The organism is Lacrimispora brassicae, from assembly GCF_054772055.1.
This window is the reverse complement of record NZ_BRYH01000003.1, coordinates 317,471-343,802: the sequence shown is the minus strand read 5'-3', so window position 1 is coordinate 343,802 and position 26,332 is coordinate 317,471. Positions and strand designations below refer to the sequence as shown.

The window sequence follows — 26,332 nt, the reverse complement described above, 5'->3', positions numbered from 1 at the left end:
TTCTCCTCTCTCTTTCTTCCTCTTAAAGACCGGTCTTTTCGGCGATGAATTTCCTTGCGCAGATGGCATATTCCAGTGGATTTGCCTTTGCAGGATCCTGCTCTGCTTCCACTACCATGTATCCCTTATAGGCAGCCTCTTCCAGCACCTTAAAAATCGGATCAAAGTCAATGCAGCCATCTCCCGGAATGGTGAACGCCCCTGCCCGGACCCCTGCCAGGAAGCTCATCTTTTCATCTCTTACCCTTTTTACGATCTCAGGGCGGATGTCCTTTAAATGTACATGCTTGATGCGTCCCACATATTTTTCCACCATTGCCACCGGATCCTCGCCGCAGTATGCAAAATGGCCGCTGTCAAAAAGCAGGCTCACATATTCCGGGTCAGTGCCCGCCATCATGCGCTCTACTTCCACAGCGCTCTGGACAACGGTTCCCATGTGATGATGGAAGGTCAAAGCCACCCCGTATTTTTCCTTGGAAAGTTTTCCAAGGCGGTTTAAGCCCTCACACAGCAGATTCCATTCCCTGTCATCCATCTCATGTTTTCCTTCAAACACCGGCTGGTCTAAAATCCCCTGGGTGCTGTAGCTTTGCTCGGAAACACCTACCACCTTAGCTCCCATGGCCGCCAGGAACGCCACATGCTTTTCAAATTCTTCTTCCGTCTCCTCATATGGCCTGCTGATCAAAAAGGTGGAAAACCATGCATTGCAGATCTCTACGCCCCGAAGATCCAATGCCTTTTTTAAAGTTTCCACATCTCTTGGATATTTGTTGCCCACCTCGGAACCGGTAAATCCGGCCAGAGCCATCTCACTGACACACTGTTCAAAGGTGTTTTCCTTCCCCAAATCCGGTAAATCATCGTTGGTCCATGCGATTGGTGCGATTCCTAATTTTACTTTCTCCTTGTTTAACATCTTTGCATCCCCCTGTTTCATAATATTTTTTATACCGCCGTTTTTACGGCGGATACCCTCTTTGTCATTTAAAATCCAGTCTCATGCAGCCATATGTATTTCTCATCTTCATTACGGTCAGTCTGATTCCACGGATTACCATCCAGATGGAGGATCATCAATACTTTCTGGCTTCATTTCTTCCTTCCTTAACCTTTTCCCACGCTTCCCTCACGCTGCTTTTTTCTGAGGTCGTGGCAATTCCTACGTTCCACCAGGATTCATACCCATCCGACATGGTCTTAGGGATCACCTTTAAATCAAACAGGCAGGCCCTTTCCTGTGTTTTGGCATCTTCCAGAGCCTCTTCCAGTTCTTTGATGGTTCTGCAGGTATATGCTTTCAGGCCGTAGCCCTCCCCGATTTTGGCATAATCAACGGGAATTAAATCCCCTGAGGGCTTTTTCCCGTCCGTATAGCGGAACTCCGTGGCAAGGCTTCCCATTCCATGGTTCATTTCCAGATTATTGATGCAGCCAAAACCGCAGTTATCAAATATCAGAATATTGACCTTCTGCCTTTCCTGCATAATGGTCATGATCTCACTGTGGAGCATCTGGAAGCTGGAATCACCTACAACGCAGTAAACTTCCGTTTCCGGCTCTGCAAATTTAACGCCCAGAGTGGCTGCCACTTCATACCCCATACAGGAGTACCCGTACTCCGCATGGTATCCGCCCCGTTTGTCAGTGGTCCACATGCGCTGCATACAGCTTGGGAGGGAACCTCCTGCCGTAATGATGGTGGCATCTTCATCAATAACCCTTCTGATTGCTGCAAGAGCGGCGGTCTGGGTGATCGTTCCATTGGTTAGGCGGACAAACTCCGGAATGGTCCTTGGATCCCGCGCTTTTATGTTGGGTTCAAAATCATCTCCAGTGTATTCAATGCTGCCTAAACGCACCATCTCTTCATCCCATTTTCTTTTTGCATCAACGATCTCGTTTTTGTACTGGGACACATACTGTTTTTTTCTAAGCTTCTCCGCCAGGGCCTGAACAGTTACCTTTGCATCCCCCACAGCCTTGACCGCATCCATCTTATATGCATGAAATCTGCTGTTATTGATGGTAACAAATCTGACATCTTCCTTTTGATACAGCCATTTAGAGCTTGTGGTAAAATCGCTCAGCCTGGTTCCGATGGCAATCACCACATCTGCATCCTTTGCGATCACATTGGAGGCATAAGTTCCGGTAACTCCGATTCCGCCAAGGCAATAGGGATGACTTGATTTACAGGCACTCTTCCCTCCCTGAGTCTCTCCAAAGGGTATTTTAAATTCCTCGCAGAATTTTTCTACGGTTTCTCCCGCATCAGAGTAGCGGACTCCCCCGCCTACAATTACAAGGGGCTTCTTAGCTTCTGCAAGGATGTCTGCGATCTCATCCAGTTCTTCTTCTACTGCAAGAGGTCTGGTGATCCGGTGTACCCGCTTCTTAAAGAAATAATCCGGAAAATCATAGGATTCTCCTTCTACATCCTGACAGAGGGAAATGCAGCACGCTCCGGTTTCTGCCGGATCCGTGAGCACACGCATGGCATTGATCAAAGCGCTCATGATCATTTCCGGTCTGGTGATCCTGTCCCAGTATTTGCATACCGGTTTGAACGCATCGTTGGTTGTGATCGCAAGGCTGCTGCTTTGTTCAAGCTGCTGCAATACCGGGTCAGGCTGTCTGGAGGCAAAGGTATCCGCCGGAAATACCAGCAGCGGAATGTTATTAACCGTTGCGGTAGCACAGGCTGTTACCATATTGGCCGCACCCGGTCCCACAGATGAGGCGCATGGAATGATTTTCTTCCGGATGTTCTGCTTTGAAAATGCGATGGCAGCATGGCACATTCCCTGCTCATTTCTTCCCTGAAGCACCCGAAGCTGTCCAGGGTCCGCATCCAGAGCCTCACCTAAGCCAACCGCGATTCCATGACCGAAAATAGTAAAAACACCTTCAACAAACTTTGTTTCCACTCCATCTGCAGAAACATACTGGTTATCCAGGAACTTCACAAGTGCCTGTGCTGTTGTCATCCTTATTGTTTTTGACATGTTCCGCTCTCCTTTATATTTTTATACACGGGCGATCATTTCACCAAACTTTTCCTTTTCTTCTTTTATAAATGCATGCACTTCCTCAGGTGTTGGCAGGGAATCCGAACAGTTGTTGCTCTTTACCATCATAGAAGCCTCTGCTGAACCAAACTCCAGACAGTCTATGATATCCCAGCCCTGATACAGGCCATAAAGGAAGCCTGAACCATATCCGTCGCCGCCGCCAAATCCTTTTCTGGCCTCCACCGGGAACGGTTTGATGGAAAATGACTGTCCGTCACTGGTATATGCGGTAGACCCCTTCATTCCATGCTTAATGACCACGATCCTGGCGTGATAGCTCTGCCACAGGACTGCACTTTCTTCGTCTGTCATGCCCTGTTGGATCAGTTTTTCCGTCAAGTTAAATTCTTCTCTTGAGCCCATAATAATGTCAGCTTCTTTGGCAACTGCAGAGTAGTAAATGGATATTTCATCCCCGTTTTTCCAGTTATATGCTCTGTAATCAATATCAAAGATAATTCTTACATCGTTTCTCTTTGCCAGCATGACCGCCTTAAGGGCTGCTTCTCTTGACGGGCTTTGTGCAAGCGCCGTGCCTGATATCAAAATTGCTTTTGCCCTTTTGATATACCCTTCGTCTATGTCTTCTACGTCCAACTGTAAGTCAGCAATGCAGTTCCGGTACATCAGGATATTGCTGTCACTGGAAGAAAGCATTTCTGTAAAGGTCAGTCCCAGCTTTTCTCCATTTTTGCATTTTGTGATATGAGAGGTATCGATCCCTTGTTCGTTGAAATAATCCACTACAAATTCACCGAACTGGTCATCGGATACTTTCCCGATGAATCCCGCCTTCATGCCATGTCTGGTCACACCTACGGCGATGTTAGCCGGAGAACCGCCCACAAACTTTTCAAACATGTGCACTTTCTTTAAGGGCTTGAATTCTTCTTTCACATACTCATTGTAAGCCGGATTGAAATCAATTGCCACCCTTCCAAGAAGAATTAAATCCATCTCTCTGGTTTCATCAAATTTTACATATTCCATCGTTGCATTTCTCCCATCCCGTTTTGCGTGCCATTGTTCTTATTTTCTCCCGGTAAGCTATGTTTCTTATTGAATTTTTCCGGTCAGTTTTCGAATCCTGCTCCCGTCATCCCCTTAAAACATGTCAGACCGGCAGCCATTTCATGGCGTGAAAAAACACACTGCAAGGTTTTGATCCGCCTTGCAGGGCGTTTTTATCTATCATTGGCCGGTAACCTTTAGATTGTTCCATCCCAGGTATTCACGTTTGTGGATTCTCCGGTTTCTTCGTCGAACCATCTGGTGGTTACAACTTTATTTTCCGTGAAGAACCGATATCCATCCTTGCCTAAGCAGTGCAGATCTCCGATAAATGACAGCTTATTGCCGTTGAAAGGAAACATGCCAACCGGAACCGGAATTCCCACGTTGATACCGATCATACCGCCGTCCGTGTGTCTGGCGAATTCTCTGGCATAGTGACCGTTCTGAGTAAAGATAACAGAACCGTTTGCATATGGATTGGCATTCATGATCTTCAATCCTTCTTCAAAAGTCTTCACTCTCTTAATGCACAGCACCGGCCCGAAGATTTCTTTTTCCCCTACGCTCATGCCGGGAGTCACATGGTCAAAGATTGTGGGCCCTAAATAAAAGCCGCCTTCACAGCCTTCCACTACAATATCCCGTCCATCCAGTACAAGCTCTGCGCCTTCTTCTATTCCTGTCTCGATCCACTTTACGATGGAATCTCTATGAGCCTTATTTACTACCGGACCCAGTTTTGTACTCTTATCATAGGCCGGTCCCACTTTAAGAGTCTTGGCCTGAGCGATGATCTCCGCCACAAGGGCATCTGCGATTCCCTCCTGTACCACTATAACGGGCAGGGCCATACACCGTTCTCCTGCGCATCCGAAAGAAGAATTGATAATTCCCGCCGCTACACGCTTGACCGGAGCATCATTTAAAACCAGGGCATGATTCTTGGCTTCACAGAGAGCCTGAACTCTCTTACCCGTGGCCGCAGCCGTGGAATAGATATGCATACCTACAGAGGTGGAACCCACGAAGCTGATGCCTTTGATATCGGGATGAGTGAGAAGAATCTCTGCCTCTTTTCTGGAGCAGGTAACAATATTAATAACGCCGTCCGGCAGTCCTGCTTCTTTATACAGTTCTGCTATGCGCATACAGGACTGAGGAGTAAAGGATGCTGCTTTAAGTACGATGGTGTTGCCGCAGGCAATACACATGGGAGCCATCCAGCCCATAGGGATCATAGCAGGGAAATTAAATGGCACGATACCGGCAAATACACCTAAAGGCATACGGTACAGCACCGTATCAAATCCGGTGGAAGCATCCATCAGGCTTTCTCCCATCATCAGTGAAGGGGCACTTATGGCCTGTTCGGTTCCTTCTTTGGCTTTCAGTACATCGCCCTGAGCCTCTTCCCAGTTTTTACCGTTTTCCTTTGCCACCAGCATGGTCAGTTCGTCCATATGCTCCATGAGCAAATCCCTGAGCTTATAGAGTACCTGAACTCTTTTTACCACAGGGGTAGATGACCAGGACGGAAACGCCGCTTTAGCTGCCTCCACCGCCTCTTCCACTTCTGCCGGAGTACAGCATGGTACCTGGGCAATTACTTCGCCGGTACTGGGATCATAGGCATCAGAATACTTATCTGTCATTGATTCCTTCCATTGACCATTTACAAGATACTTTAATTTTTTTACTTCTCCCATTTTTATATCCATTCCTTTCTCTTCGCTCAAGACACAAAACGTTATGAAAAACGGGTTCTTTAAGCGGTTTTATTTTTATAATTTTTATACAGGGAACTCGGTACACTGCAAATCACGAAAAAATGCTCGGATTATCCGGCGTTCCGGATAACCATCTTTATATATGTAGTCCGCCTTTTTAAGCACAAATAAATGGGCTTCGGACACGTAACCTCATTCTTATTGTTAATCCGGCAAGATCCTGTTCCGGCAAATCTATCATGGCCGGAAGTTTTCCTTCTTCAAATCCGGTATGTAAACCTTTCATTACATCATACTGATTTACGCAAGCGGCTCCACACACTGGAAGATCCGGATATGCTGCTTTACATTCTCATACACTCCCCGGACCATAGCTTCATTCAGCCCGAAGTAATCATGTTTTCCTTCCGATTCCAGATACTTTCCAGCTTCTTTCGTAAGACTGTCAAAGCTGGCCGTTGCAATGTTGATTTTCCGGATTCCAAGGCCTATGGCTTTCCGGAAGTCCTCTGGGGTAATTCCGGTCCCGCCGTGAAGAACCAGAGGCACATGGGTCTTCTGATCAATGGCTTCCAGAACATCAAAGGCCAGTCTGGGAGCCACCGGATAATTGCCGTGGGCATTGCCGATGGCTACTGCCAGTGCATCTACCCCGGTCCTCTGGCAAAAAGTTCTGGCATCATCAGGATTGGTACAGCGGATTCCCTCATCAACGCTCCCATCCTCACTGCCGCCCACCAGGCCAAGCTCCGCTTCTACGGTCGCTCCGTATTCCCTGGCCAGATTCACCGCTTCCAGGGTCTTTGTTATATTTTCTTCAAAGGGAAGGGTAGAACCATCCATCATCACGGAGGTGAACCCATAATCCAGCGCCTGCTTTAACACCTCAACGGTCTTGCCGTGGTCCAGATGAACGGCAATATCCACCTTTGCATTCTTTGCCGCCTCCACCATCATGGGCCCCATAAGAGTCATGGGGGAATGGGGAAGGCGCACTTCCGCGATCTGTAAGATAATGGGGGTGTTCATTTCTTCAGCCGCCTTTACAGCTCCCTTCACCATCTCAAGGTTTCCCACACTGAAGGCTCCAACCGCCATGTTCTTTTCTGAAGCCTGATTCAGCAATTCCTTCATTTTTACTAATCCCATACTTCTTCTCCTTTATCCGGTTTTCAATCCCACAGACTGTGGAAAATCTCCGCCACATCATCCCCAGCCATCTCTTTTCTGGTATTGGAGGAACTCCCCTTTTCAGCGCTATAAGGAAATTGCATTTCTCCCCCTGATAGCTATTCGGTCCGGCAGCGATCACAGCATCCCCAGGCTCTCCGCTGATTCCTGAAAAGATATTGCAGGCAATTCTCTGCTCTTCCAATGCCCTGACCAGAGCATCAATATTTCCTGACTCCACCATCACTTCATCAGTAAAGGAAGCGCTTTTTTCTCCTTTTCCTTTTATGAGTATGTTTTGATTCTATTCATGTCATATTATGGCTATATTTTAGCATTCATTTGAAAAATAGTCAAGAAATTCTTCTGTATTTTTTCTATTTATGGTTATGTTTTGGTTACTTCTTGATATTTTCCAAAGCATCTGTTATAATCTTACCATAACAGCATGCCAAAGTGGCTGCCAAGTAAGGAGCACACCTATGAGAATTTCCCGTATCGATCAACTGGAACAATATATATTGGAGCACAAGACAGTATCCAATGATGCCCTGTGTGAAGAATTTGAAATTTCAAAAAATACCCTGCGCCGGGACTTGGAGATCCTTGTCTCCAGGGGGACCGTGGAAAAGGTTTACGGAGGCGTGGTCGCATGTGAAAATACGGCAGCCATTCCGAATCTGGTCACCTTCCATGAACGTGCCGGAAGAAATGCCCAAAGCAAGCAGAGGATCGCCGCTTTAGCCGCTTCCTTTGTCCGGGAGCGGGATATTATATTCATTGACAGCGGAACCACTACCATGAATATTGTGGACCACCTGGCCCATTTAAGCTCGGTTACAGTCATTACCAACAGCCTTCAGGTCATTAACAAGTCCATGAATTATCCCAACATCAACTTAATTGTCCTGCCGGGATCTTTAAAGAGGGATACCGCTTCCCTGGTGGGCAGCTCCTGTGTGGAATACTTAGAGGATTATAACATTGTCCGGGCATTTATGGCCTGTACAGGGCTCTCCATCCAGGCCGGAGTCTGCAATGCTTCCACAGAGGAATACACCATTAAGAAAACGGCATTAAAAAAGAGCCAGAAGCATTACCTTCTGGCAGATTCCTCAAAGTTTGGCCGCACCTCTCTTATGACCTTCGGAGAGATCGGGCAGTTTGATTCTATCCTGACCGACCGGATGCCTGATGACGCCTTCTGCTCCTGCTGCAGGGAGTTAGGCTGTGCCATTGAGATGGCCCCTGAACCATAGGCAGGATCTTTGCCTGCCATGCAGAAAAAGCGTATCCCGGAGTTTCTTCCTGACCGAACTCCCAGATACGCCTTTTATATTTTTCGTTAAATTTTCTCCAATATTTTTCTAAGAGCTTCATAAGCCATGGTAAATGCTTCTTCTCCGCTCATCTTTCTCTTCTGGGAGGAATTTTGCTCCAAAGCGTTAAAGCCTGCAAAATCGCTTAAATGAGGCTCAAGGGATAAGAATCCCTCATACCCCCCGGCCTTCAGCAGCTTCAGAATCTCTTCCACATGTCCGTCTCCCATGCCTGCCGGAACTACGCTGGCATCAGACCACAGGGCATCCTTTACATGAATGTAGGCGATATAGGGCTTTAACAGTTCATAAGCTTCCAGGGTCTCCTGTCTGCACTGGACGAAATTGGCAAAATCAAAGACAGCCTTAAAATGCTTCCCATGGAATTCCTTCATGATCTCCAGGCAGCGGTCCGCCACATCTCCGTAAATATCCTTTTCATTCTCATGAAGAAGCACAGCATGGTTGGCCTTTGCGTAATCCGCAAGCTGTCCCAACTGTTCCATGACCTTTCCCCGGTACGGGACATAACTTTCATTTTCAGGCATGAAAAAGCTGAACATGCGAATGTATGGAGCTTCCATCTCGTGGGCAATTTCCACTGTGTGCCTGTAAAGCTCCATGTGAGGGGCAAAATCATCGGTGATCTTGATTTTTCCAATGGGAGAGCCTACAGAGGACAAACGGATTCCCCCTTCCTCAAGCTGCTTTTTGATTTCCCTTACCTCGTTTATGGAATGCTCTACCAGGCCCTTTCCGTTAACGCCCCGCATTTCCACATGATGAATTCCCAGCTTCCTTAATACATCAATCTGCTTACCTAAGTCCATATCGATTTCATCTGCAAAACCTGATAATTGAATTCCATCCCACATAATCATTTCTCCTTTTTATCTCCTAATAGCTTCCTTTTGTGTCAAATACCACGCCGGTCCCTTCTTTTTTCCCGGATTCCCTGCGGCGCTTATTAAGCTCCTCCAGGAATAAGTCCTCGTCAAAGGGGATCTCCACCTCCCGCTTTAACCAACTGGACAAATGCATGGCGTTTGATAAGGTCAGCCCATTGATTCCTTCCATGCCATCGGCAACCAGAGGGGTCCCGTGAAGGATCTTCCCTGCAAATGCCTTTAAAACTCCCACATGCTGCTCATTCTCTCCGTCTGTCTCAACCTCTGTCACCGTGCATTCCGGGGTATCAAACCCGCCCTTAGCCGTCTTGCAGAAGGTACGCTCGTTTTCCGCCAGCTTATGAAGCATGAGCTTGTCGTTTTCACAAACCAGCTTGCCCATTTCCAAAGTGATCTCAAACCGGTTGGTTCCCGGCGCGTCTGCAGTGGTGGTGACAAAGACTCCTGTAGCCCCGTTGGGATATTCCATATAAGCCGTTACATCATCTTCCACTTCAATGTCATGCCATTTTCCGTTGTGGCAGAATGCCTGTACCTTGCAGGGCATTCCGCAGATCCACTGAAGTAAGTCCATATTGTGAGGGCACTGGTTTAACAGCACGCCTCCCCCTTCTCCGTCCCAGGTGGCTCTCCAGCTTCCTGAATCATAATAAGACTGGGTACGGTACCAGTCTGTCACGATCCAGTTGACCCGCTTAATGGCCCCCAGCTCTCCGCCTGTCACAAGTTCATGCATTTTCCGGTAAATACAGTTGGTCCTCTGGTTGAACATCATGCCAAAGACCCGGTCGCTCTTTTTCGCCGCTTCGTTCATTTCCCGGACCTGCTTCGTGTAAACTCCCGCAGGTTTTTCACACATCACATGAAGTCCGTGGTTCATGGCGTCTATGGTCAGTTCCGGATGCTGGTAGTGAGGCACTGCAATCAAAACCCCGTCGCATACACCTGCTGCTATGAGATCTTTTCCCTCCTCAAAAACAGCAACCGACTCCGGCAGATGCTCCTTTGCCCAGGCTCTTCTGCACTCCTGGCGGTCTGCTACAGCCGTCACTTCCATCTCCGGGACCTTTCCTTCCAGAATGTTCTTTAAGTGGCCGGTTCCCATGTTTCCAATCCCGATAATACCCAGTCTTACCTTGTTCATGTCTTATCTCCCCTCATTTCTTGCAGAATCATAAATATCCATCATGGTGTAAAATGTATTCTGAACCGAGGCTAAGTCATTGAAATAATCTCTCCCGGTTTCCAGACAATCATAAAAATCCCGGATACAGGCCTGGTGACCGTTTCCCCAATAGGTCTTTCCCGGAAGGGAAGCTTTTTTCCCCTGCCAGATCACCGGCTCCTCCTGTTCCCCGGTCTGATGCCAGACAGAATTTCCTTCCAGGCGGACAAAGCCCTTTTCACAGACAAGTTCTAAGAAAACCGGCGCATCCACGGCGTAAGCAGTTGTTGCATAAAAGCTGGCGCTTACCGGCTCCTCTCCTTCTGTAAAGGCCATGTAAGCTTCCAGGGTGTCCTCCACCTCCACGATCCCTTTTAAATGATGGTTGCTCATGGCCGCCTCTGTTCTCACAGGCGTTCCAAGCCAGGACAGGAGTAAGTCCAGAGCGTGAATGGACTGGTTGATCAAAGCCCCGCCGCCTTCTGTCTCAAGCTTTCCTCTCCAGCCGCTTTCTGTGTAATAGGGAGCATTCCTGTGCCAGGTCACAAAGGCCCTTCCGCCTTTTATTCTGCCAAGCATTCCCTGGGCCAAAAGCTCATTTACCTTTTTTGTGGCTTCATTATACCGGTTCTGGAAGCAAATGCCTAACCTGCCCCTGCTCTGGGCGGAAATTCTTAAAAGCTCTTCAAACTGTTCTCTGCTTATGGCAGGCGGCTTTTCCATGAATACATGAAGGCCTTTTTTTAATGCCTCTAAGGTCATGGGCACATGGCAGTGGTGAGGAGTGCAGATATGGACTACATCCAGTTCTTCCTTCTCAAGCATTTCTTCCATGGATCCATAAGCCTTTGCTTTTCCAGCCGTAAACCGGGCCGAATATTCCTCCGCCCGTTCTAGCCGTATATCTGCCAGAGCGCAAAGCCCGGCCTCCTCTATCTCCTTCAGTACCATGGCGTGAACTCCCCCGATGTTCCCGCAGCCAATTATCCCAACCCGAACCATGATTGCCTCCTCTTTTCTTTTTTTTCATTTTGTGATAGATTTATTATATAATGTTTTTAACGCAATTTGTTTGCGCAGATTGACAAGAAATATGCGTAAATTGTTTACTTCAGGAGGATCTTATGAAAAAGGAAAGCCCTTACCATTACAGCGAATTTTCCGAACCCTTCAGTTGTGATTTTACCACCAGCCAAATGGCCGGAAACGTGGATTTTCACATGCATAACAGCCATGAAATCTATCTGCTCATGGACGGCAATATCCAGTACTTTGTAGAAAACGCCTGCTACGATATGAACCCGGGAAGCCTGATCCTGTTTTCCAACCGGGAAATCCACAAGGCCATCAATACCACTAACGAAGCCTTTACCCGGCTGGTCATCCACGTAAACCCAGCCTTTATCCGCCCTTACTGCACTCCCGACACCAACCTGCTGGGATGTTTCCACCGGGAACCGGCCAAAGGCAATCTGGTCCTGCTTTCAAAGGAGGAATACGGGCACCTGGTTTCCATGGCCCAAAGCCTTCATGAGGCAATAAAAAAACGCTGCACTTACGGCAGCGACTTAACGGCAATGACCACATTGATTCAGATTCTGATTCTCATTAACAAGGCCTGGCAAAAGACAAGCTCTGCCAGAACAGCCCCAAAGCCTCACCGGGCCCAGGCGATTATGAGCTACATTGATAAAAACTTAACATCTCCCATGACCCTGGATTCCATTGCCCAGGCTCTTTCCCTTGATAAATATTATATCAGCCACTTATTCAAATCCGAGACAGAAAGCAGCATCTTCCAGTACATCGTGGTAAAACGGGTGGCCCTGGCAAAAGAGCTTCTCTCCCAGGGGCACACGGTTTCAGAGGCCTGTCATTTGTCGGGTTTTCATGATTATTCCAACTTCATCCGCACCTTCCGCCAGACCACAGGCTATACGCCCGGACAGTTTAAAGGGTTAAACCATTAGGCTTACCGGTGCTTATAGGCAGGATCTGCCGGATATCCGCCCCGTATCTTCTGCATTCCACGCTGCAGGGCGTCCTTTGACTGCTTCCAATCCGCATCCCGGTTTAAGTAATCAAACTTCTCCACGAACCAGTCGATATCGCCGGAGATCCGTTCCATATTCTCTTCCATAAGTTTAAAAATGACAGGATAGAACTCGTTCCGCTCCCTGTCATTTAAATGCTCATCTGCCCCGCTGCATAAGTCTGCAAAATGGCGCAGGCAGAATCCCCTGCTTTTTTCCAGCCTTTCCCGAAAGACAGGATCCTTTTTGTACAGGTGGAAAAAGGTGACCACATACCGCTCATAGGTTTCAGAAAACCGGTCGCATATGTAGCAGGTCTTCATCTTCCCCTGAATCCAGGCGCCCACGGAATTGTGATTCCCCGTCTTTCCTGTAAGCCGCTCTTTTAAGGAGGTTTTTCCGGGAGTATACTCCTTAAATTCCTCCTTCATTTCCTTTATCAGATTTTTATAATAGGTTTTTAGTATCCAGCCGTTTCCCAGGGCGTTGCCGTAATCAAACATTTTCTTTTGATGAATCCGGCAGAAGCCTGACCGGTCCGTGGCTTCTCTTGTATCGCTTTCCATATAAGAAGCGCAGGAACCTAACACAAAATCCATAAGCTCCTGTTCCGCTTTTCTCTCAAGAAAGCAGAACAGGCACTCATCATCGGCATCCATGGCATCATTTAAGGGAATCTCAAATAATTTTTCCTTCATCACTTACACCTTAAACCGGTAGCCAACTCCCCAAATCGTCTCAATATACTGGGGTTTTGCCGTATTGAATTCGACCTTTTCCCTGATCTTCTTAATATGGACGGTAACCGTGGCAATATCCCCGATGGATTCCATATCCCATATTTTATTAAACAATTCTTCCTTGGTAAATACATGGTTTGGATTCTGGGCCAGGAATGTTAAAAGGTCAAATTCCTTGGTGGTAAAGTTCTTTTCCTCTCCATTGATCCATACCCGCCTGGCTGTTTTATCGACTTTAAGGCCCCGGATCTCAATGATTTCATTATCCGGCACTCCGCATCCGATGAGCCTTTCATAGCGGGCCAGATGGGCTTTCACACGGGCTACCATCTCACTGGGGCTGAAAGGTTTTGTAATGTAATCATCGGCTCCCAGGCCCAGGCCGCGGATCTTATCGATATCTTCCTTTTTGGCGGAAACCATAATAATGGGGGTGTTCTTTATCTCCCTGACCTTCCGGCAGATTTCAAATCCATCCACTCCCGGGAGCATTAAATCCAGGATCAACAGATCAAAATCCTCATGGAGCGCCATATGAAGTCCTTCTTCCCCGTCATTTTCGATCTCAACTTCAAATCCGCTCAGCTCCAGATAATCCTTCTCCAGCTCTGCAATGCTCTCTTCATCTTCCACAATCAGTATCCTGCTCATTCCTGTATGACCTCCTGGTATTTTCTCAAAACAAAATGTATCTCTGTTCCAATGCTTTCCTTGCTGGTGGCCCAGATCCGGCCTCCATGATCCTCAATAATCTTCTTAACGATGGACAGGCCGATCCCGCTTCCGCCCTGAGAAGAATTCCTGGAGGAATCGGTGCGGTAAAACCGGTCAAAGATGCTGGGCAGATCCTTTGCCGGGATCCCTTTTCCGTTATCCTCGATCTCCACCTGGATGAAATCTCCTACATCCTTGATCCGGATATTGATGATTCCGTTCCTTTTATCCATATATTTTACAGAATTGCTGACAATATTATTAATGACCCGGCGAAGCTGCTCTGCGTCCGCAATGACCACTACGTCCTCATCCACATAATTAAAGTATCCCAGCTCAATGCCCCGGTCTTCCATCTCAAGCCCTACTTCATCCACGCAATCCCTGAAATAGCCTGCCACATTGATCTTGGAAAAGGTATATGGAATCTTATTGGTGTCAATTTTGGAGTAAAAGGTCAATTCATCAATCAGCTTGTCCATGTCATTGGCCTTATTGTAAATGGTGCGTATATAACGGTCCAGCTTTTCCGGAGAGGAAGCCACTCCATCCATGATCCCTTCCACATACCCTTTAATAGCGGTGATGGGAGTCTTTAAATCATGGGATATATTGCTGATCAGCTCCTTGTTTTCCTTATCATACTCCACCTTTTCCTCTGCGGATTCCTTAAGACGGATCCTCATCTCCTCAAAATCCTGGCAAAGCTGCCCGATCTCATCGTCATTTTCCACCTCAAGAGAGAATTCCAGATTCCCATCCCGAATCTTCTTGGTGGCAACCTGAAGACGCCCCAAGGGGCTTACCACGGACCGGTATACCCACATCATCAAGATGGCATCGGTAAACACGATGATCATTATGATGGCCATGAGCATTTCCGCCATCATGACCTTGATCTCAGGAAGAAGGCCGTTTACATTGGAAACAATGAACACACTCCCCTTATTCCCATCGGGATAAAGAAAATCCATCTGCTTTACCAGATGCTGGGTTTCCCCATCCAGATAGATGGCACCGTCAATGTTGCTGTCCATTTCTTCGTATTTGGGAAGCTGGCCGTAAAGGCCCTGGGTAATGTGGCTGTTCCCGTCAAAAATAAGGGAGTCTTCCTTTCGGACGATCATATAAGCATATTTTGAGGTCAGATTATCGTTAAGCTTTACCAGATAATCTGTATCCAGAAACTGCCCGGGGTCGCTTTGAAGGATCTGACTGATTTCCTTTTGCTCCGTCCTGGTCAGACGGTTAAAGATCTGCAGGGAATTGCTTGACAGAAGGTCGATCTGCTCCGTCAGATTATAGGCTTTCCGGAACGCCTTCATCTGGTAATTGCCAAGACCTGCAACCACTGCAAAAATCAGGGTCAGGGGGATTACCGTTATAATCAAAAATGCCACGACCAGACGGGTTTTCAATTTTAATTTCACTATTCTCGTCTCTCCCATGCTCTGAAACTTCATTTATAACGAAAAATTAATATTACTTACGGGTATTATAACACACATGGGCAAGAGAATTTATAAAACAATTCTAAAATTTAAGACATTACTGCAAAATAACCGGATTTTACCATTTATTTGTTTCAATTTATTGTTTTCTCACGGAAGAAAAAGCGGCTGCAGATCAGGCTCTTCTGCCGGAGGGCAGCGGCTTAAGCAGCCATACGGACTTTGTCCAGGGCCCGGAGCAATGGGGAAATGCTTTTTGATCCATTGGTGGATTTTCTCATAAAAAAATGCTGTATCCCTCCAGTAATGAAAGGATACAGCATACATAATTATTTCATATTTCCCCTTTATTTACAGTTCCTTTGGATCTATACCAAAATGATCAAAAAGGATCGTTTCCGCTTCCCCATTCCATAATCCCTTATGGGCCTTACAGGATTCACTGAGTTTCTTAAACAGCGGATCGTTCTTTCCCAGCTCTTCAAAATCGTCAATGGCTGTTAAAGGCATATCAAATTGTGTATAGGTAAGCTTCTTTCCTCCAGGAATGGAAGGCAGATTCTTTGTGGCCTCTGCAATGCTGTCGATCCCACCCACATGGGTCACCATAACAGCCGCTTCGATGGCGCCTTCTGCCGACAGCTTATTGGCCTCCACCAAATCATCTGTGTTTCCGCCGGTAGTACCCATAATATGAGTGCTTGTGTAGTGGCAGTTATAAAGATTGATTTCCGCCTTAAACTGGCTGTCTGAAGGACCGGCAAAGAAGTTCATGCAGCCGTCAAAGGCCAGAAGCTTATCTCCCATCTCTGCAACCTCTTTTACAGGAACATATACGAACACATCATCATAGCCCTTGCCATTGGTGATCGCCGTCAGTTCAGAAATTGGATCAGCCATTTTAGCTGTATTTACGTAAAGAAGCTGGATTCCTCTCTCCATTGCTGATTCTTCCGAAATCACTTCCTTTGCCCGGGCAATCCGCTCGTCACTGATATCCGTGACCACGATCCTCTTAGGCTTATTTTCAAACTGAAGGCCATAGCTGACTGCTCCCAGTCCCATAGGGCCACAGCCTCCCATGATCAGGAGGTTTCCGTCCACTTTTGTTCCCATGGCATGATCATAATTTCTTTTGTTGGTATGGTAGTTGGCATGGAATCCACCTATAATACAGCTCATTGGTTCCCCCAAGGATGCCTCAAAAAAGCTCTCTCCCGTGTAATCCAACAGGCAGCCCAGCTCCATAACCTCCTTTGGCATAATGCAGTAAGTACAGGCGCCTCCGCAGAATTCATAAGAATATCCCGGGGAATCCAGTTTTCCCATATAATTTAAAGCAGGCTGCAGAGAAAATTTCTGCCCCGGCTGGAACTGTCCCTGCCACTTTTTACCGACTTCCACAATCAGGCCTGAACATTCATGGCCAACGATCACCGGATTGGTATCTATATTCTGAGGCGCTCTTTTATGCTTTTTCCCCTGCTTTACCAGCTTATAGGTGGACATGCAGATACTGTCGCTCATGATTTTTACAAGAACCTCATCCTCCTTGATCCGGGGAAGCTCAAACTCCTCCAGTCTCAAGTCATCCGTACCATACATTCTTACCGCTTTTGTTTTCATATTTCCATCCTCCAACCTTATTCATCAAATTTCACTCTATATTTCCAACAGCTCTACCTGCCTGGCCAATTCATCTACCAGACTGCGGTGGGGCGGCTTGGTCCCTATGCTGGTGACTGCGCCAGCCGACGCCCCCATGCATAAGCGGATGCAAGTTTCCAGGGGAAGCTTTTCATCCCAGCCGTAAGCCATGGCCCCTACCAGGGCATCCCCGGCTCCCACGGTGGAATGCGCTTTTACCCGAAGCCCCGGACACCGGTACCCTTTTTCCTTTGTTAAAAATATGGCTCCCATCTGTCCCAGGGAGATCGCAGCCATGGAAGCACCATGGTCCAAAAGCCTCTCTCCCATGGAAACCAGCTCCTGCTCAGAAGCCCTGTAATCCATCTGGTAATGCCGCTCCAGCTCGGAGCGGTTAGGCTTTAACATATCAGGCGCCCCTTTTAGGGATTCAGAAAACAGCGGGCCGTCTGCATCCAGCAAAACCTTTGCCCCTTTCCTATGAACCTGTTCCGTGATCCTGCGGTATATATCAGTTGGTATGCCTGCCGGTATGCTTCCTGCCAGAATAAACAGGGTATCAGGCTTTGCATAGCCATCCAGCCTGTTAAGTAAATCCTCCAACTGTTCCTTTGATACCTCCGGTCCAGGCTCATTAAGCTCTGTCACTTCTCCTGTTTCCTCCACCACCTTCAGATTCGTTCTCGTCTCCCCTTTTACTTCTACGAAATCTGTCTGGATACCAAGGTCAGCCAGGACCTGTCTGATGATAGTGCCGCTGGTTCCTCCCACAAAACCCGTGGCAATGCTTTCCCCGCCTAATTCCCTGATTGTCTTGGAAACGTTAATGCCCTTACCTCCGGCATCCAGCTCCACACGTTTTATTCTGTTTAAATCTCCCCGTTCAAATTTGTCAATGTCCACCGTTTTATCAATGGCAGGATTCATGGTAACTGTAACAATCATCAGGAACACCCCTTTCCAGTAAACATGGTATGGATCTCTTGTGCACTGCACTTAGTGATCCGCTCCACATCCGCCGGATCAGCAAGACACTCCGCAATGACGGAAAGTATCTCCAAATGTTCCTCTCCTGCCCCTGCAATTCCTATGACCAGCTTTACCATTTCTCCTCCCCAGTCTGTTCCTTCAGGAAATACCATAACTGCGATGCCGGAGCGCCTGATGTTTTTTTTCGCTTCTTCCACACCGTGGGGAAGTGCGATCCCATTGCCGATGTTGGTGGGAAATGACAGCTCCCGCTGAAGCATTGCCTCTATGTAGGATTCCTCCACGCAGCCGCTTTGGCAAAGCATCTGTCCCACTTCCCTTATGACCGCCTCCTTTTCTCCAGATCTGCAATTCAAACGGATATTACCAAGTTCCAGAAGCTCTGTATTCTTCTCTTCATTCTTTTTTCCGTATCCAAACACACTCTTGCCCTCCTGTGTCAACGTTCTAAGTAAATTATAGGGGGTGCATCTCCTCTTTTTCAACGAAAACAAAATGGCATTTGGCGCCATCTGATGGCGCCAAATCTGAAATGCATCATAAAAAGGCGGGATCAATATCCTTATCCGATTGCAATTACTAAACGGCTTGTAGGTGCTGTATTGTCAGAACATGGAACTCAAAAAAAGGTTTATAAGCCCATAGAGCTTATAAACCTTTTTTTGAGTTCAGGAAAATGTATAACACCTGTCTATTTTTTTTGATATTCATAAGTAAAATGGTAAATCATCGCCTGATGAAATTTTTCATAATCGTGCTCATAAAGCGCTTTTATTATACGTTCGTGCTTTTCAATCGTTATCTCAATGGATTTCGAGGAGAGCTTGGTGGTGTAATATTTGTCATAAGCCCAAAAGAAATCAATGATGGAGGAAAGGAGTACATTGTCTACTTTGGAAAACATGGTCTTATGGAACATGGCATCCGCTTTTGCAAATTCAATGCCAAGCGGCTTTGTTCCGCCATTGTCCACACCAAGAAGGCTTCGCATGATGGCCACCTGTTCATTCATCCGGTCAATATCCATCAGCCCCAGACTGCAGAAGGCTTTCTGATCAAAACCCAGCTCCAGGACATGACGTAACTCCTCAATATAATCCTTAATCTTGCTGTCATTGGAAGCGTCTACGTGAGAAATCAGCGAAGACATGAAAAAATCGGAGTTAAATTCTCTGATAATGATGCCGACACCTGGCTTTGAGGTCACGACGCCTGTGATTTCCAGGGATTTAAGTGCTTCCCTGAGTACGTTCCGGCTCACACCTAATGACTCGCAGATCTCCATTTCGGTGGGAAGTTTATCTCCTGGCTGAAGATCATGCTCCTTGATATATTGCTTGATTTCATCGTATACCTGTAAATACAACTTTCTGGTTTTTAAATTTTTCATCAGTCAACAATCCAATCTTAATTATATTTGTAGTACAAAGTATTAACTTTCACAATATTATAATTTATAAATATAAGTGTGTCAATGAAAGAAACATAAAAACTAAAACAAAAAACTTTTCGAAAGAAAAATATGTGAAAAATAGACAAATAATAGTATGATATTCAGCGATATTGTTAGTTGACATTTTAAAAAAAGTTAATTAAACTTAAAATATCAGTTACAAGTTTATAGTTTATACTACAAAGTACAAATTAAAAATGGAGGTTAATTATGAAACAAAAAAAACTTGTGAGCATCATATGTGCTGCATCCCTGGCAGCTTCACTCTTGAGCGGCTGCAGCGGAAAACAACAGCCAGCATCAGAGACCACAGGAAGCGGGACAAAGACGGAGAATGCCAGGTCCGGGGATTCGACGACAGGGATTCAGGGTACAGAAAACAGTGAAAAGCTTGGAACACCACTTGCAGATTTAAGAGTCAGACAGGCCCTGGCTTATGCAATTGACATGGATGCAATTGTTGGGACACTCTTTAACGGCAAAGCGGAGGCAGCAAAAAGCTTTACCGCCCCCGGAGATTGGCTGAATGCAGATATCCCTACATATAAGTATGATCCGGAAAAGGCAAAAGAGCTTTTAAAGGAAGCTGGCTGGCCATCGGATTATACCCTTGATGTGGTATATTATTACGATGATCAGCAGACCGTTGACCTGATGACCATCATTGGGCAGTACTGGCAGGAGGTAGGGGTTAAGGCCCAGTTCAGAAAGCTGGAAGGTGATCTGGCCGCACAGCTTTGGGTACCTCCGGTGGACCGGGTAAAAGGTCCTTCTGCAGTAAAATGGGATCTGGCTTATGCTGCGGTGGCTGCATTGGCAGAATCCGAATTCTATAACAGATTCAGTTCGACTGCTTCCAATAACTCCACCGTTCCAAAGCAGGAGGGGCTTGATGAATTAATTATTTCTGCCAATGGGACTATGGATACCAACGAGCAGAAAAAGGCGTTTGGTGAAATCCAGAATTATGTGGCAGAGAATGTTGTTGCACTGCCTCTTTATCATCAGGTCTGCTTTATTTATACCAGCAAAGATCTTGATATGGCAGGGGCAGGATTCGGGAATGATCAGTTCTCATATGAGAAGCACATCCTGGACTGGAAGATCAGCCGGGACGACCATACTTTGTATACAAATGGCGGGCCGCAGGAATTTTTCTGGTATCCTTTGGTAAATCCGGGACTCCTGATTAATACGGAATTGATTTTTGATAAGCTTATAAACGCAGATGAGAACCTAAATCCTAAGGAAGGTATGCTGGCCCAGGACTATAAGGTAAGTGAGGATTCCAAATCCATCGAGTTTACGCTTCGTGACAATCTGAAATGGCACGATGACCAGCCTCTTACGGCAGAGGATGTCCAGTTCACGATTGAGCTTATGCTTAAGGCTCCCGGTACCAATGCGGTTGCTTCGGAAGTCATGAAGGCAATCCATGGCGCCCAGGACTTTATTGACGGAAAAACGGACCATTTAGAAGGCGTAGTAACCGATGGGAATAAGATCACGGTCAATTTTGATCAGGTTTCCGCCAATGCACTTTTAGTATTTGCTCAGTGGCCCATTCTTCCCAAACACTGTCTTGAAAATGCAGACCCGGCAGCTCTGCAGCAGGATGGATTCTGGCAAAAACCAATCGGATCCGGACCATACAGGGTTGATGACGTCGTGCTGAACAATTACGCAACCTTAAAAAGATGGAATGGCTATTACAAGACCGGAAACGGCAATATCGAAACAATTTACATGTTTGCAAGCAGTGAAAATGATGCAAATCTTGTAAAGAATGCGGGAGCAGGCAAGATTGACTATGCATGGTCTAAGTCTACGGATGAAGCAAAGGCAATCGAAACCATGGATCGTATGAAAGTCAATACGGCAAATATCAGATATACAAGATGCTTTTTTATCAATCAGTTTCCCCATGACGCAAATATTAAGTAATCTCAATTGATGAAGCATATAAACGGTGGATCTGACACGGTTCACCGTTTATAACAGGAGGAATTAAATGGCTACTTATACAATCAGAAAGATTTTATCATTAATTCCAATGATGCTAGTCATCAGCTTTCTCATTTATTTGGGAATTGAACTGATGCCAGGCGACGCGGTTGATTTCCTTATTCCGCCGGATGCGCTTTCCACTATGTCGGCGGAACAGCTTGATCAGATGAGAATCTCTCTTGGCCTGAATGATCCGTTTGTCATCCGGTACTTTAAATGGCTGATGGGTATCCTGCACGGTGACTTTGGCTACTCCCTTCAGTCTGGAGTACCTGTTGCGGAAATTATGAGAAATCATATTTCGGCAACAATTGAATTATCTGTAGCATCCCTGATCATGTCTTCCGTATTCGGTATTTTTCTGGGGGTGATCAGTGCCCTGAAAAAGGGAAGTGTACTGGATCATATCCTGGACATAGTGGGAATGATCGGTGTGGCGATCCCACAATTTTTATTCGGCCTCATCTGTATCAATGCACTGGCTCTGCATCACAGCATTCTCCCGGTAGGAGGGCGGATGGCTTATGCCGGACAGAGCTTCATTCAGAGATTGCCGTACTTAATCATGCCGGCTGCGGTCCTGGGCTTTTCCATGACAGCCGGTGTTATGCGGTATGCGCGGGGCAGCATGCTGGAATCCATGGGCAGGGATTATATGAAGACCGCAAGATCAAAAGGAATCCCAGAGTGGAGGGTGAATCTCCTGCATGGTCTCAGGGCGGCGGTGACCCCTGTTGTGGTATTGATCGGATTCCGACTGCCCATGCTAATCGGAGGTGCTGTTGTTGTGGAGGAGGTATTCCAGTGGCCTGGAATCGGCGGCCTGTTCATCAAGGCCGTGCGTGCGCAGAACACTCCTCTTGTCATGATGATTGGATTTTTTTCCGTGCTGATCGTTCTGGTGTCAAGCATTTTGGTTGATTTAGTCACCGCTATGCTGGATCCCCGAATAAAACTGAGTTAGGAGGAATGGGATCTATGAGTGCATTAGAGAAAAAAATGGATCGTATCCTTGCTCAGGAGGAATCCGGGAAAGCAAAGAAACGGTTGAAAAGCAGGGTGTTAAGGAAAATGCTTGCCAATAAACTTTCCATTGCGGGTCTTATTATTTTTATTATTATCTTTTTTATCTGCTTTACAGCTCCCCTTATCACGTCCCATTCCTCTGCCAAGATCGATTTAAGGAGCATCCTGCAGGCGCCGTCAGCGAAACACATTCTTGGTACGGATAAAATCGGACGTGATATTTTTGCAAGGATCTTGTATGGAGGCAGAATTTCCATTGCGGTAGGATTAGGATCTGCGTTGATTGCTACGCTGTTCGGTGTTTCTCTGGGTACAATTGCGGGTTATAAAGGAGGGCTGGCAGACGGGATTGTCATGAAGTTTTCAGAGATCTTAATGGCGTTTCCCCAGATGATAATGGTACTGATCCTTGTGACCATAACCGGGCAGAGCCTGTGGAATCTGATTTTCATATTTTCCATAACCGGCTGGCCATCCATGTACCGAATGGCCAGATCCCAGATGCTTTCTCTTCGGGAGGAGGAATATGTCCAGGCCTTAAAGGCGTTTGGCATAGGATCCATGAGGATTGCTTTCTTTCATATGCTTCCAAACGCAGTTGGCCCTATTTTTGTTAACATAACATTGTCAACGGCTATGTTCATTCTTCAGGAGACATCACTTAGTTTCCTTGGGCTGGGTGTTCCGCTGGAGGTGGCTACCTGGGGAAATATACTAAATGCGGCGCAGGATATTATGATACTAAGGGATGCATGGTGGGTTTGGCTACCTACCGGTGTTGTGGTAACCCTGTTTGTTATCAGCATCAACTTTATTGGCGATGGCTTAAGAGATGCAGCAGATCCGTCTCAAATTGGTTAAGGAGGAAAGTCAGATGAGTCATGATACGGTAGTAAGTGTTAAAAACCTCCATGTGAACTTTTATAATAATGATCGCTGCAATCAGGTAATCAGAGGAATCAACTTTGATTTAAAAAAGCGAAGGATTCTATGTATCGTAGGTGAGAGCGGTTGCGGAAAATCGGTTACTGCAAATTCTATTATGGGACTGCTTCCGGATCTTTCCAGGATTGAAAAAGGTGCGATTCATTTTTTTAACGATGGTAAGGATATCCGGATCGATCAGCTAAAGAGAAAAGGAAGTGAAATGCGTAAGATTAGGGGCAGCGGTATTTCCATGATATTCCAGGATCCCATGACGGCGCTTAATCCGGTGTTTACCGTTGGATACCAGATCAATGAAGCACTTCTATCTCATGGGAGAGCGAAAAACAAAGCGGAAGCAACAAGGGCTACCATCGGACTTTTGAAGGAAATGGGAATCCCGATGCCTGAAAAACGGTTTTATGAATACCCTCATCAGTTTTCCGGAGGAATGTGCCAGCGCGCGATGATTGCCATGGCAATGAGCTGCAGGCCCAAAGTACTGATCGCAGATGAACCGACTACGGCCCTGGATGTAACGATTCAGGCTCAGATATTCGAATTGATGCTGGATTTAAAAAATAACAATGATACCGCTATCCTGTTGATTACCCATGATATGGGGGTAGTGGCCGAACTGGCAGATGATGTTGCGGTGATGTATATGGGAAATATCGTAGAGTGCGGAGAGGCTACGTCGGTCCTGACGAAGCCTTCCCATCCTTATACAAAGGCACTTCTGAATTCCATTCCTGTTCTGGGACGAGGAAAAAAGCAGAAGCTTGAGCCCATTAAAGGATCCACTCCGGATCCTTATAACCGTCCGCCAGGCTGCCAGTTTGCGCCAAGATGTCCATATGCCGCACCGGTCTGCGAGGAAAGGCTTCCGGATGAGCATTGGACCACTCCCGGGCATATGTGCCGGTGCTGTCATGACCGTTTAAAGGAGGAGGGCCAGCAACATGAATGAAAACAAGGAGAGGAAAGAAATATTAATCTCTGTGAAAGGATTAAAGACCTACTACCCGGTCAGGAAGGGAATATGTAAAAGGACTGCCGGTTATGTAAAGGCGGTGGACCACGTGGATCTGGATATTTTCAGGGGAGAAATCCTTGGAGTCGTGGGGGAATCGGGCTGTGGAAAAACCACGTTGGGGAAAAGTATTCTGCAACTGATCAAGCCGTTTTCAGGAGAAGTGATCTACCATTTTCCAGAAGGTGAGAAGGACATTACAAAGGTACCGAAAAAGGTACTGGACGATGCACGTAAAAAGATGCAGATCGTTTTCCAGAACCCCTATTCATCTCTTAATCCCTCTTTTACCATATTCGGTACGATGCAGGAGCCGTTGATCCGGTTTGGAATGAAAAGCAAAAAGAAAAGGCGGAAGAAGATAGCAAAACTTCTGGAGGAGGTAAATCTTCCCCAGGAGTACATGGAACGGTATCCCAATGAGTTTTCCGGAGGACAAAGACAGCGGATCGGCATAGCAAGGGCGCTTTCCGTGGATCCCGAGTTTATTGTATGTGACGAAGCGGTTTCTGCACTGGATGTTTCCATTCAGGCCCAGGTTTTACAACTGTTAAAGGAATTGAAGGAAAAGAAGAATCTGACCTATATGTTCATAACTCACGATCTGTCTGTAGTCGAGTATATCAGTGACCGAATTGCAGTAATGTATCTGGGACATATTGTGGAACTGGCGGAGACCCAGGAGATTTTTGAGAATACCCTGCATCCATATACGGAAGCCCTGTTAAGCGCCATTCCCATTGCTGATATTAACAGGCGCCGTAAGAGGATTCCGCTGCAGGGAGATGTCCCAAGTCCGGTGGATCCGCCCGGTGGCTGCCCCTTTCATCCCCGCTGCCCTAAATGCGTTCCTCGCTGCAGGACGGAAATACCCGGAGCACACAGAATCGATCATAACGGCCATGAGCATCTGGTATGCTGTCATTTGGCCGAAAACTTATAAATCTGGAGGTTAAAATGAGTAAATATAAAATTACGGATATTAAAGGAGTTATTCCTGCAGCCATGTCATTTTTTGATGAAAAGGAGAATATAGACGAGGCCTGTACAAGAAATATGACAGAATTTATGATTGGAGCAGGGGTAAATGGATTTTATTTAACCGGAAGTACAGGAGAATGTTTTACCATGACACCGGAAGAAAGAAATCGTGTAGTGGATATCGTTATCGACCAGGTAAAGGGAAGGGTACCGGTAATTGTTCACGTAGGGGATATCGGAACCAGAAAGAGCATAGGGCTGGCAGAACATGCAGAAGCAGCAGGAGCAGATGCCATTTCATCTGTTCCTCCTTTCTATTGGAAGTTTTCAAAAGAAGATATTTATCATTACTATAATGACATTGCAAAATCCACCAGTCTTCCTATGATTGTTTACAACATTCAACTGGCTGGAATCATGGACAAAGACTTAATCCTTAAAATCGCTGAGATCGATCATGTAAAAGGATTGAAATATACCGCCAGGAGCCATGATGAGATGGGCTCTATAAAAGAAATGCTGGGAAAGGATTTTATGATCTATTCGGGATGCGATGAGATGGCTTTTTCCGGATTGTGCTTTGGAGCGGACGGGCTTATTGGCTCCTTCTATAATGTCATCCCGGAAATATACCAAAAAATATACCGATGCGTTCAAAACAGCGATGTACCGGGCGGCATCCGACTGCAGCGGATTGCAGATGAATTTATCTTTGCCTGCCTACAATACGATTTTCCCTCCTGTGTACATAGCCTGATGAGATGGCGAGGGCTTGAAGGAGGATATTCCAGGCGGCCATTCTATAATTATAAGGATGAAGAGCTTGCTGATTTAAAGATAAAATTAAGGAAAATCAGGGAAAAGTATCAAGCTGAAGATCTGGATATGTTCCGTTTTTAGGCTGCTGGGAAACCCCATTTTTGAACTGCAAAATGGGGTTTCTTATTCTATTG

Annotated in this window: 24 protein-coding genes; 8 read left to right on the top strand and 16 right to left on the bottom strand. The window is 46.4% G+C overall.

Features of this window, described 5'->3' with window-relative positions; translation table 11 throughout:
• Positions 1–22: 22 nt before the first annotated feature.
• From iolE to ACYVD3_RS02890, 6 genes are all read right to left on the bottom strand, one after another.
• Complete coding sequence (gene iolE / locus ACYVD3_RS02915; protein WP_460641006.1) at positions 23–922, bottom strand: myo-inosose-2 dehydratase; 900 nt, start codon at positions 920–922, stop codon at positions 23–25.
• A gap of 157 nt (positions 923–1,079) precedes the next feature.
• A complete protein-coding gene (gene iolD / locus ACYVD3_RS02910) occupies positions 1,080–3,011 on the bottom strand; it encodes a 3D-(3,5/4)-trihydroxycyclohexane-1,2-dione acylhydrolase (decyclizing) (RefSeq protein ID WP_460641005.1) in 1,932 nt (643 codons plus the stop codon).
• 21 nt (positions 3,012–3,032) lie between these two features.
• A complete protein-coding gene (gene iolC, locus ACYVD3_RS02905) occupies positions 3,033–4,067 on the bottom strand; it encodes a 5-dehydro-2-deoxygluconokinase (protein WP_460641004.1) in 1,035 nt (344 codons plus the stop codon).
• Positions 4,068–4,285: 218 nt separating this feature from the next.
• Entirely contained in the window at positions 4,286–5,809 is a 1,524-nt protein-coding gene (locus ACYVD3_RS02900) for a CoA-acylating methylmalonate-semialdehyde dehydrogenase (protein ID WP_460641003.1), read from the bottom strand.
• A 309-nt stretch (positions 5,810–6,118) separates the two neighbouring features.
• Positions 6,119–6,967, bottom strand: a complete 849-nt coding sequence (locus ACYVD3_RS02895; protein WP_460641002.1) for a class II fructose-bisphosphate aldolase — start codon at positions 6,965–6,967, stop codon at positions 6,119–6,121.
• Entirely contained in the window at positions 6,882–7,232 is a 351-nt protein-coding gene (locus ACYVD3_RS02890; protein WP_460641001.1) for a hypothetical protein, read from the bottom strand. Before ACYVD3_RS02890 ends, ACYVD3_RS02895 begins: the two co-directional genes overlap by 86 nt.
• Before the next feature lie 238 nt (positions 7,233–7,470).
• On the opposite strand from ACYVD3_RS02890, the gene ACYVD3_RS02885 reads away from it, so the two are divergent.
• Entirely contained in the window at positions 7,471–8,247 is a 777-nt protein-coding gene (locus ACYVD3_RS02885; protein WP_460641000.1) for a DeoR/GlpR family DNA-binding transcription regulator, read from the top strand.
• Between the two features lie 86 nt (positions 8,248–8,333).
• On the opposite strand, the gene ACYVD3_RS02880 is transcribed toward ACYVD3_RS02885, so the two are convergent.
• The 3 genes from ACYVD3_RS02880 to ACYVD3_RS02870 are packed head-to-tail and all read right to left on the bottom strand — an operon-like array spanning position 8,334 to position 11,382.
• Positions 8,334–9,182, bottom strand: coding sequence for a sugar phosphate isomerase/epimerase family protein (locus ACYVD3_RS02880; RefSeq protein WP_460640999.1), 849 nt, complete (start codon positions 9,180–9,182; stop codon positions 8,334–8,336).
• A 22-nt stretch (positions 9,183–9,204) separates the two neighbouring features.
• Complete coding sequence (locus ACYVD3_RS02875; RefSeq protein ID WP_460640998.1) at positions 9,205–10,359, bottom strand: Gfo/Idh/MocA family protein; 1,155 nt, start codon at positions 10,357–10,359, stop codon at positions 9,205–9,207.
• 3 nt (positions 10,360–10,362) lie between these two features.
• The gene (locus ACYVD3_RS02870; protein WP_460640997.1) at positions 10,363–11,382 is read right to left on the bottom strand and encodes a Gfo/Idh/MocA family protein; all 1,020 of its coding nucleotides are present in this window, start codon (positions 11,380–11,382) and stop codon (positions 10,363–10,365) included.
• Between the two features lie 122 nt (positions 11,383–11,504).
• Here ACYVD3_RS02870 and ACYVD3_RS02865 point away from each other — a divergent pair, with 122 nt between their 5' ends.
• On the top strand, positions 11,505–12,350 hold the full coding sequence (locus tag ACYVD3_RS02865) for a helix-turn-helix domain-containing protein (RefSeq protein WP_460640996.1): 846 nt from the start codon (positions 11,505–11,507) through the stop codon (positions 12,348–12,350).
• Between the two features lie 2 nt (positions 12,351–12,352).
• On the opposite strand, the gene ACYVD3_RS02860 is transcribed toward ACYVD3_RS02865, so the two are convergent.
• The 7 genes from ACYVD3_RS02860 to ACYVD3_RS02830 all read right to left on the bottom strand — a co-directional run bounded on the left by ACYVD3_RS02860 (position 12,353) and on the right by ACYVD3_RS02830 (position 19,345).
• On the bottom strand, positions 12,353–13,111 hold the full coding sequence (locus ACYVD3_RS02860; RefSeq protein ID WP_460640995.1) for a DUF6062 family protein: 759 nt from the start codon (positions 13,109–13,111) through the stop codon (positions 12,353–12,355).
• 3 nt (positions 13,112–13,114) lie between these two features.
• Complete coding sequence (locus ACYVD3_RS02855; RefSeq protein ID WP_460640994.1) at positions 13,115–13,804, bottom strand: response regulator transcription factor; 690 nt, start codon at positions 13,802–13,804, stop codon at positions 13,115–13,117.
• Positions 13,801–15,330 (bottom strand): sensor histidine kinase, encoded by a 1,530-nt coding sequence (locus ACYVD3_RS02850; RefSeq protein ID WP_460640993.1) that lies wholly within the window; start codon positions 15,328–15,330, stop codon positions 13,801–13,803. The genes ACYVD3_RS02855 and ACYVD3_RS02850 overlap by 4 nt, the downstream gene beginning before the upstream one ends.
• 339 nt (positions 15,331–15,669) lie before the next feature.
• Positions 15,670–16,944, bottom strand: coding sequence for a zinc-binding dehydrogenase (locus tag ACYVD3_RS02845; protein WP_460640992.1), 1,275 nt, complete (start codon positions 16,942–16,944; stop codon positions 15,670–15,672).
• 36 nt (positions 16,945–16,980) lie between these two features.
• The gene (gene pfkB, locus ACYVD3_RS02840; RefSeq protein ID WP_460640991.1) at positions 16,981–17,910 is read right to left on the bottom strand and encodes a 1-phosphofructokinase; all 930 of its coding nucleotides are present in this window, start codon (positions 17,908–17,910) and stop codon (positions 16,981–16,983) included.
• Entirely contained in the window at positions 17,910–18,377 is a 468-nt protein-coding gene (locus ACYVD3_RS02835) for a PTS sugar transporter subunit IIA (RefSeq protein WP_460640990.1), read from the bottom strand. The genes pfkB and ACYVD3_RS02835 overlap by 1 nt, the downstream gene beginning before the upstream one ends.
• Before the next feature lie 269 nt (positions 18,378–18,646).
• Complete coding sequence (locus ACYVD3_RS02830; RefSeq protein WP_460640989.1) at positions 18,647–19,345, bottom strand: FadR/GntR family transcriptional regulator; 699 nt, start codon at positions 19,343–19,345, stop codon at positions 18,647–18,649.
• A 273-nt stretch (positions 19,346–19,618) separates the two neighbouring features.
• Between ACYVD3_RS02830 and ACYVD3_RS02825 the strand changes: the two genes are divergently transcribed.
• From ACYVD3_RS02825 to ACYVD3_RS02800, 6 genes are all read left to right on the top strand, one after another.
• On the top strand, positions 19,619–21,352 hold the full coding sequence (locus ACYVD3_RS02825) for an ABC transporter substrate-binding protein (RefSeq protein ID WP_460640988.1): 1,734 nt from the start codon (positions 19,619–19,621) through the stop codon (positions 21,350–21,352).
• A 67-nt stretch (positions 21,353–21,419) separates the two neighbouring features.
• A complete protein-coding gene (locus ACYVD3_RS02820; protein ID WP_460640987.1) occupies positions 21,420–22,379 on the top strand; it encodes an ABC transporter permease in 960 nt (319 codons plus the stop codon).
• A gap of 5 nt (positions 22,380–22,384) precedes the next feature.
• The gene (locus ACYVD3_RS02815; RefSeq protein WP_460640986.1) at positions 22,385–23,302 is read left to right on the top strand and encodes an ABC transporter permease; all 918 of its coding nucleotides are present in this window, start codon (positions 22,385–22,387) and stop codon (positions 23,300–23,302) included.
• 13 nt (positions 23,303–23,315) lie between these two features.
• Positions 23,316–24,335, top strand: coding sequence for an ABC transporter ATP-binding protein (locus tag ACYVD3_RS02810; RefSeq protein WP_460640985.1), 1,020 nt, complete (start codon positions 23,316–23,318; stop codon positions 24,333–24,335).
• Positions 24,328–25,341 (top strand): ABC transporter ATP-binding protein, encoded by a 1,014-nt coding sequence (locus ACYVD3_RS02805; RefSeq protein WP_460640984.1) that lies wholly within the window; start codon positions 24,328–24,330, stop codon positions 25,339–25,341. The genes ACYVD3_RS02810 and ACYVD3_RS02805 overlap by 8 nt, the downstream gene beginning before the upstream one ends.
• A 14-nt stretch (positions 25,342–25,355) precedes the next feature.
• Complete coding sequence (locus ACYVD3_RS02800) at positions 25,356–26,279, top strand: dihydrodipicolinate synthase family protein (protein WP_460640983.1); 924 nt, start codon at positions 25,356–25,358, stop codon at positions 26,277–26,279.
• Positions 26,280–26,332 lie beyond the last annotated feature (53 nt).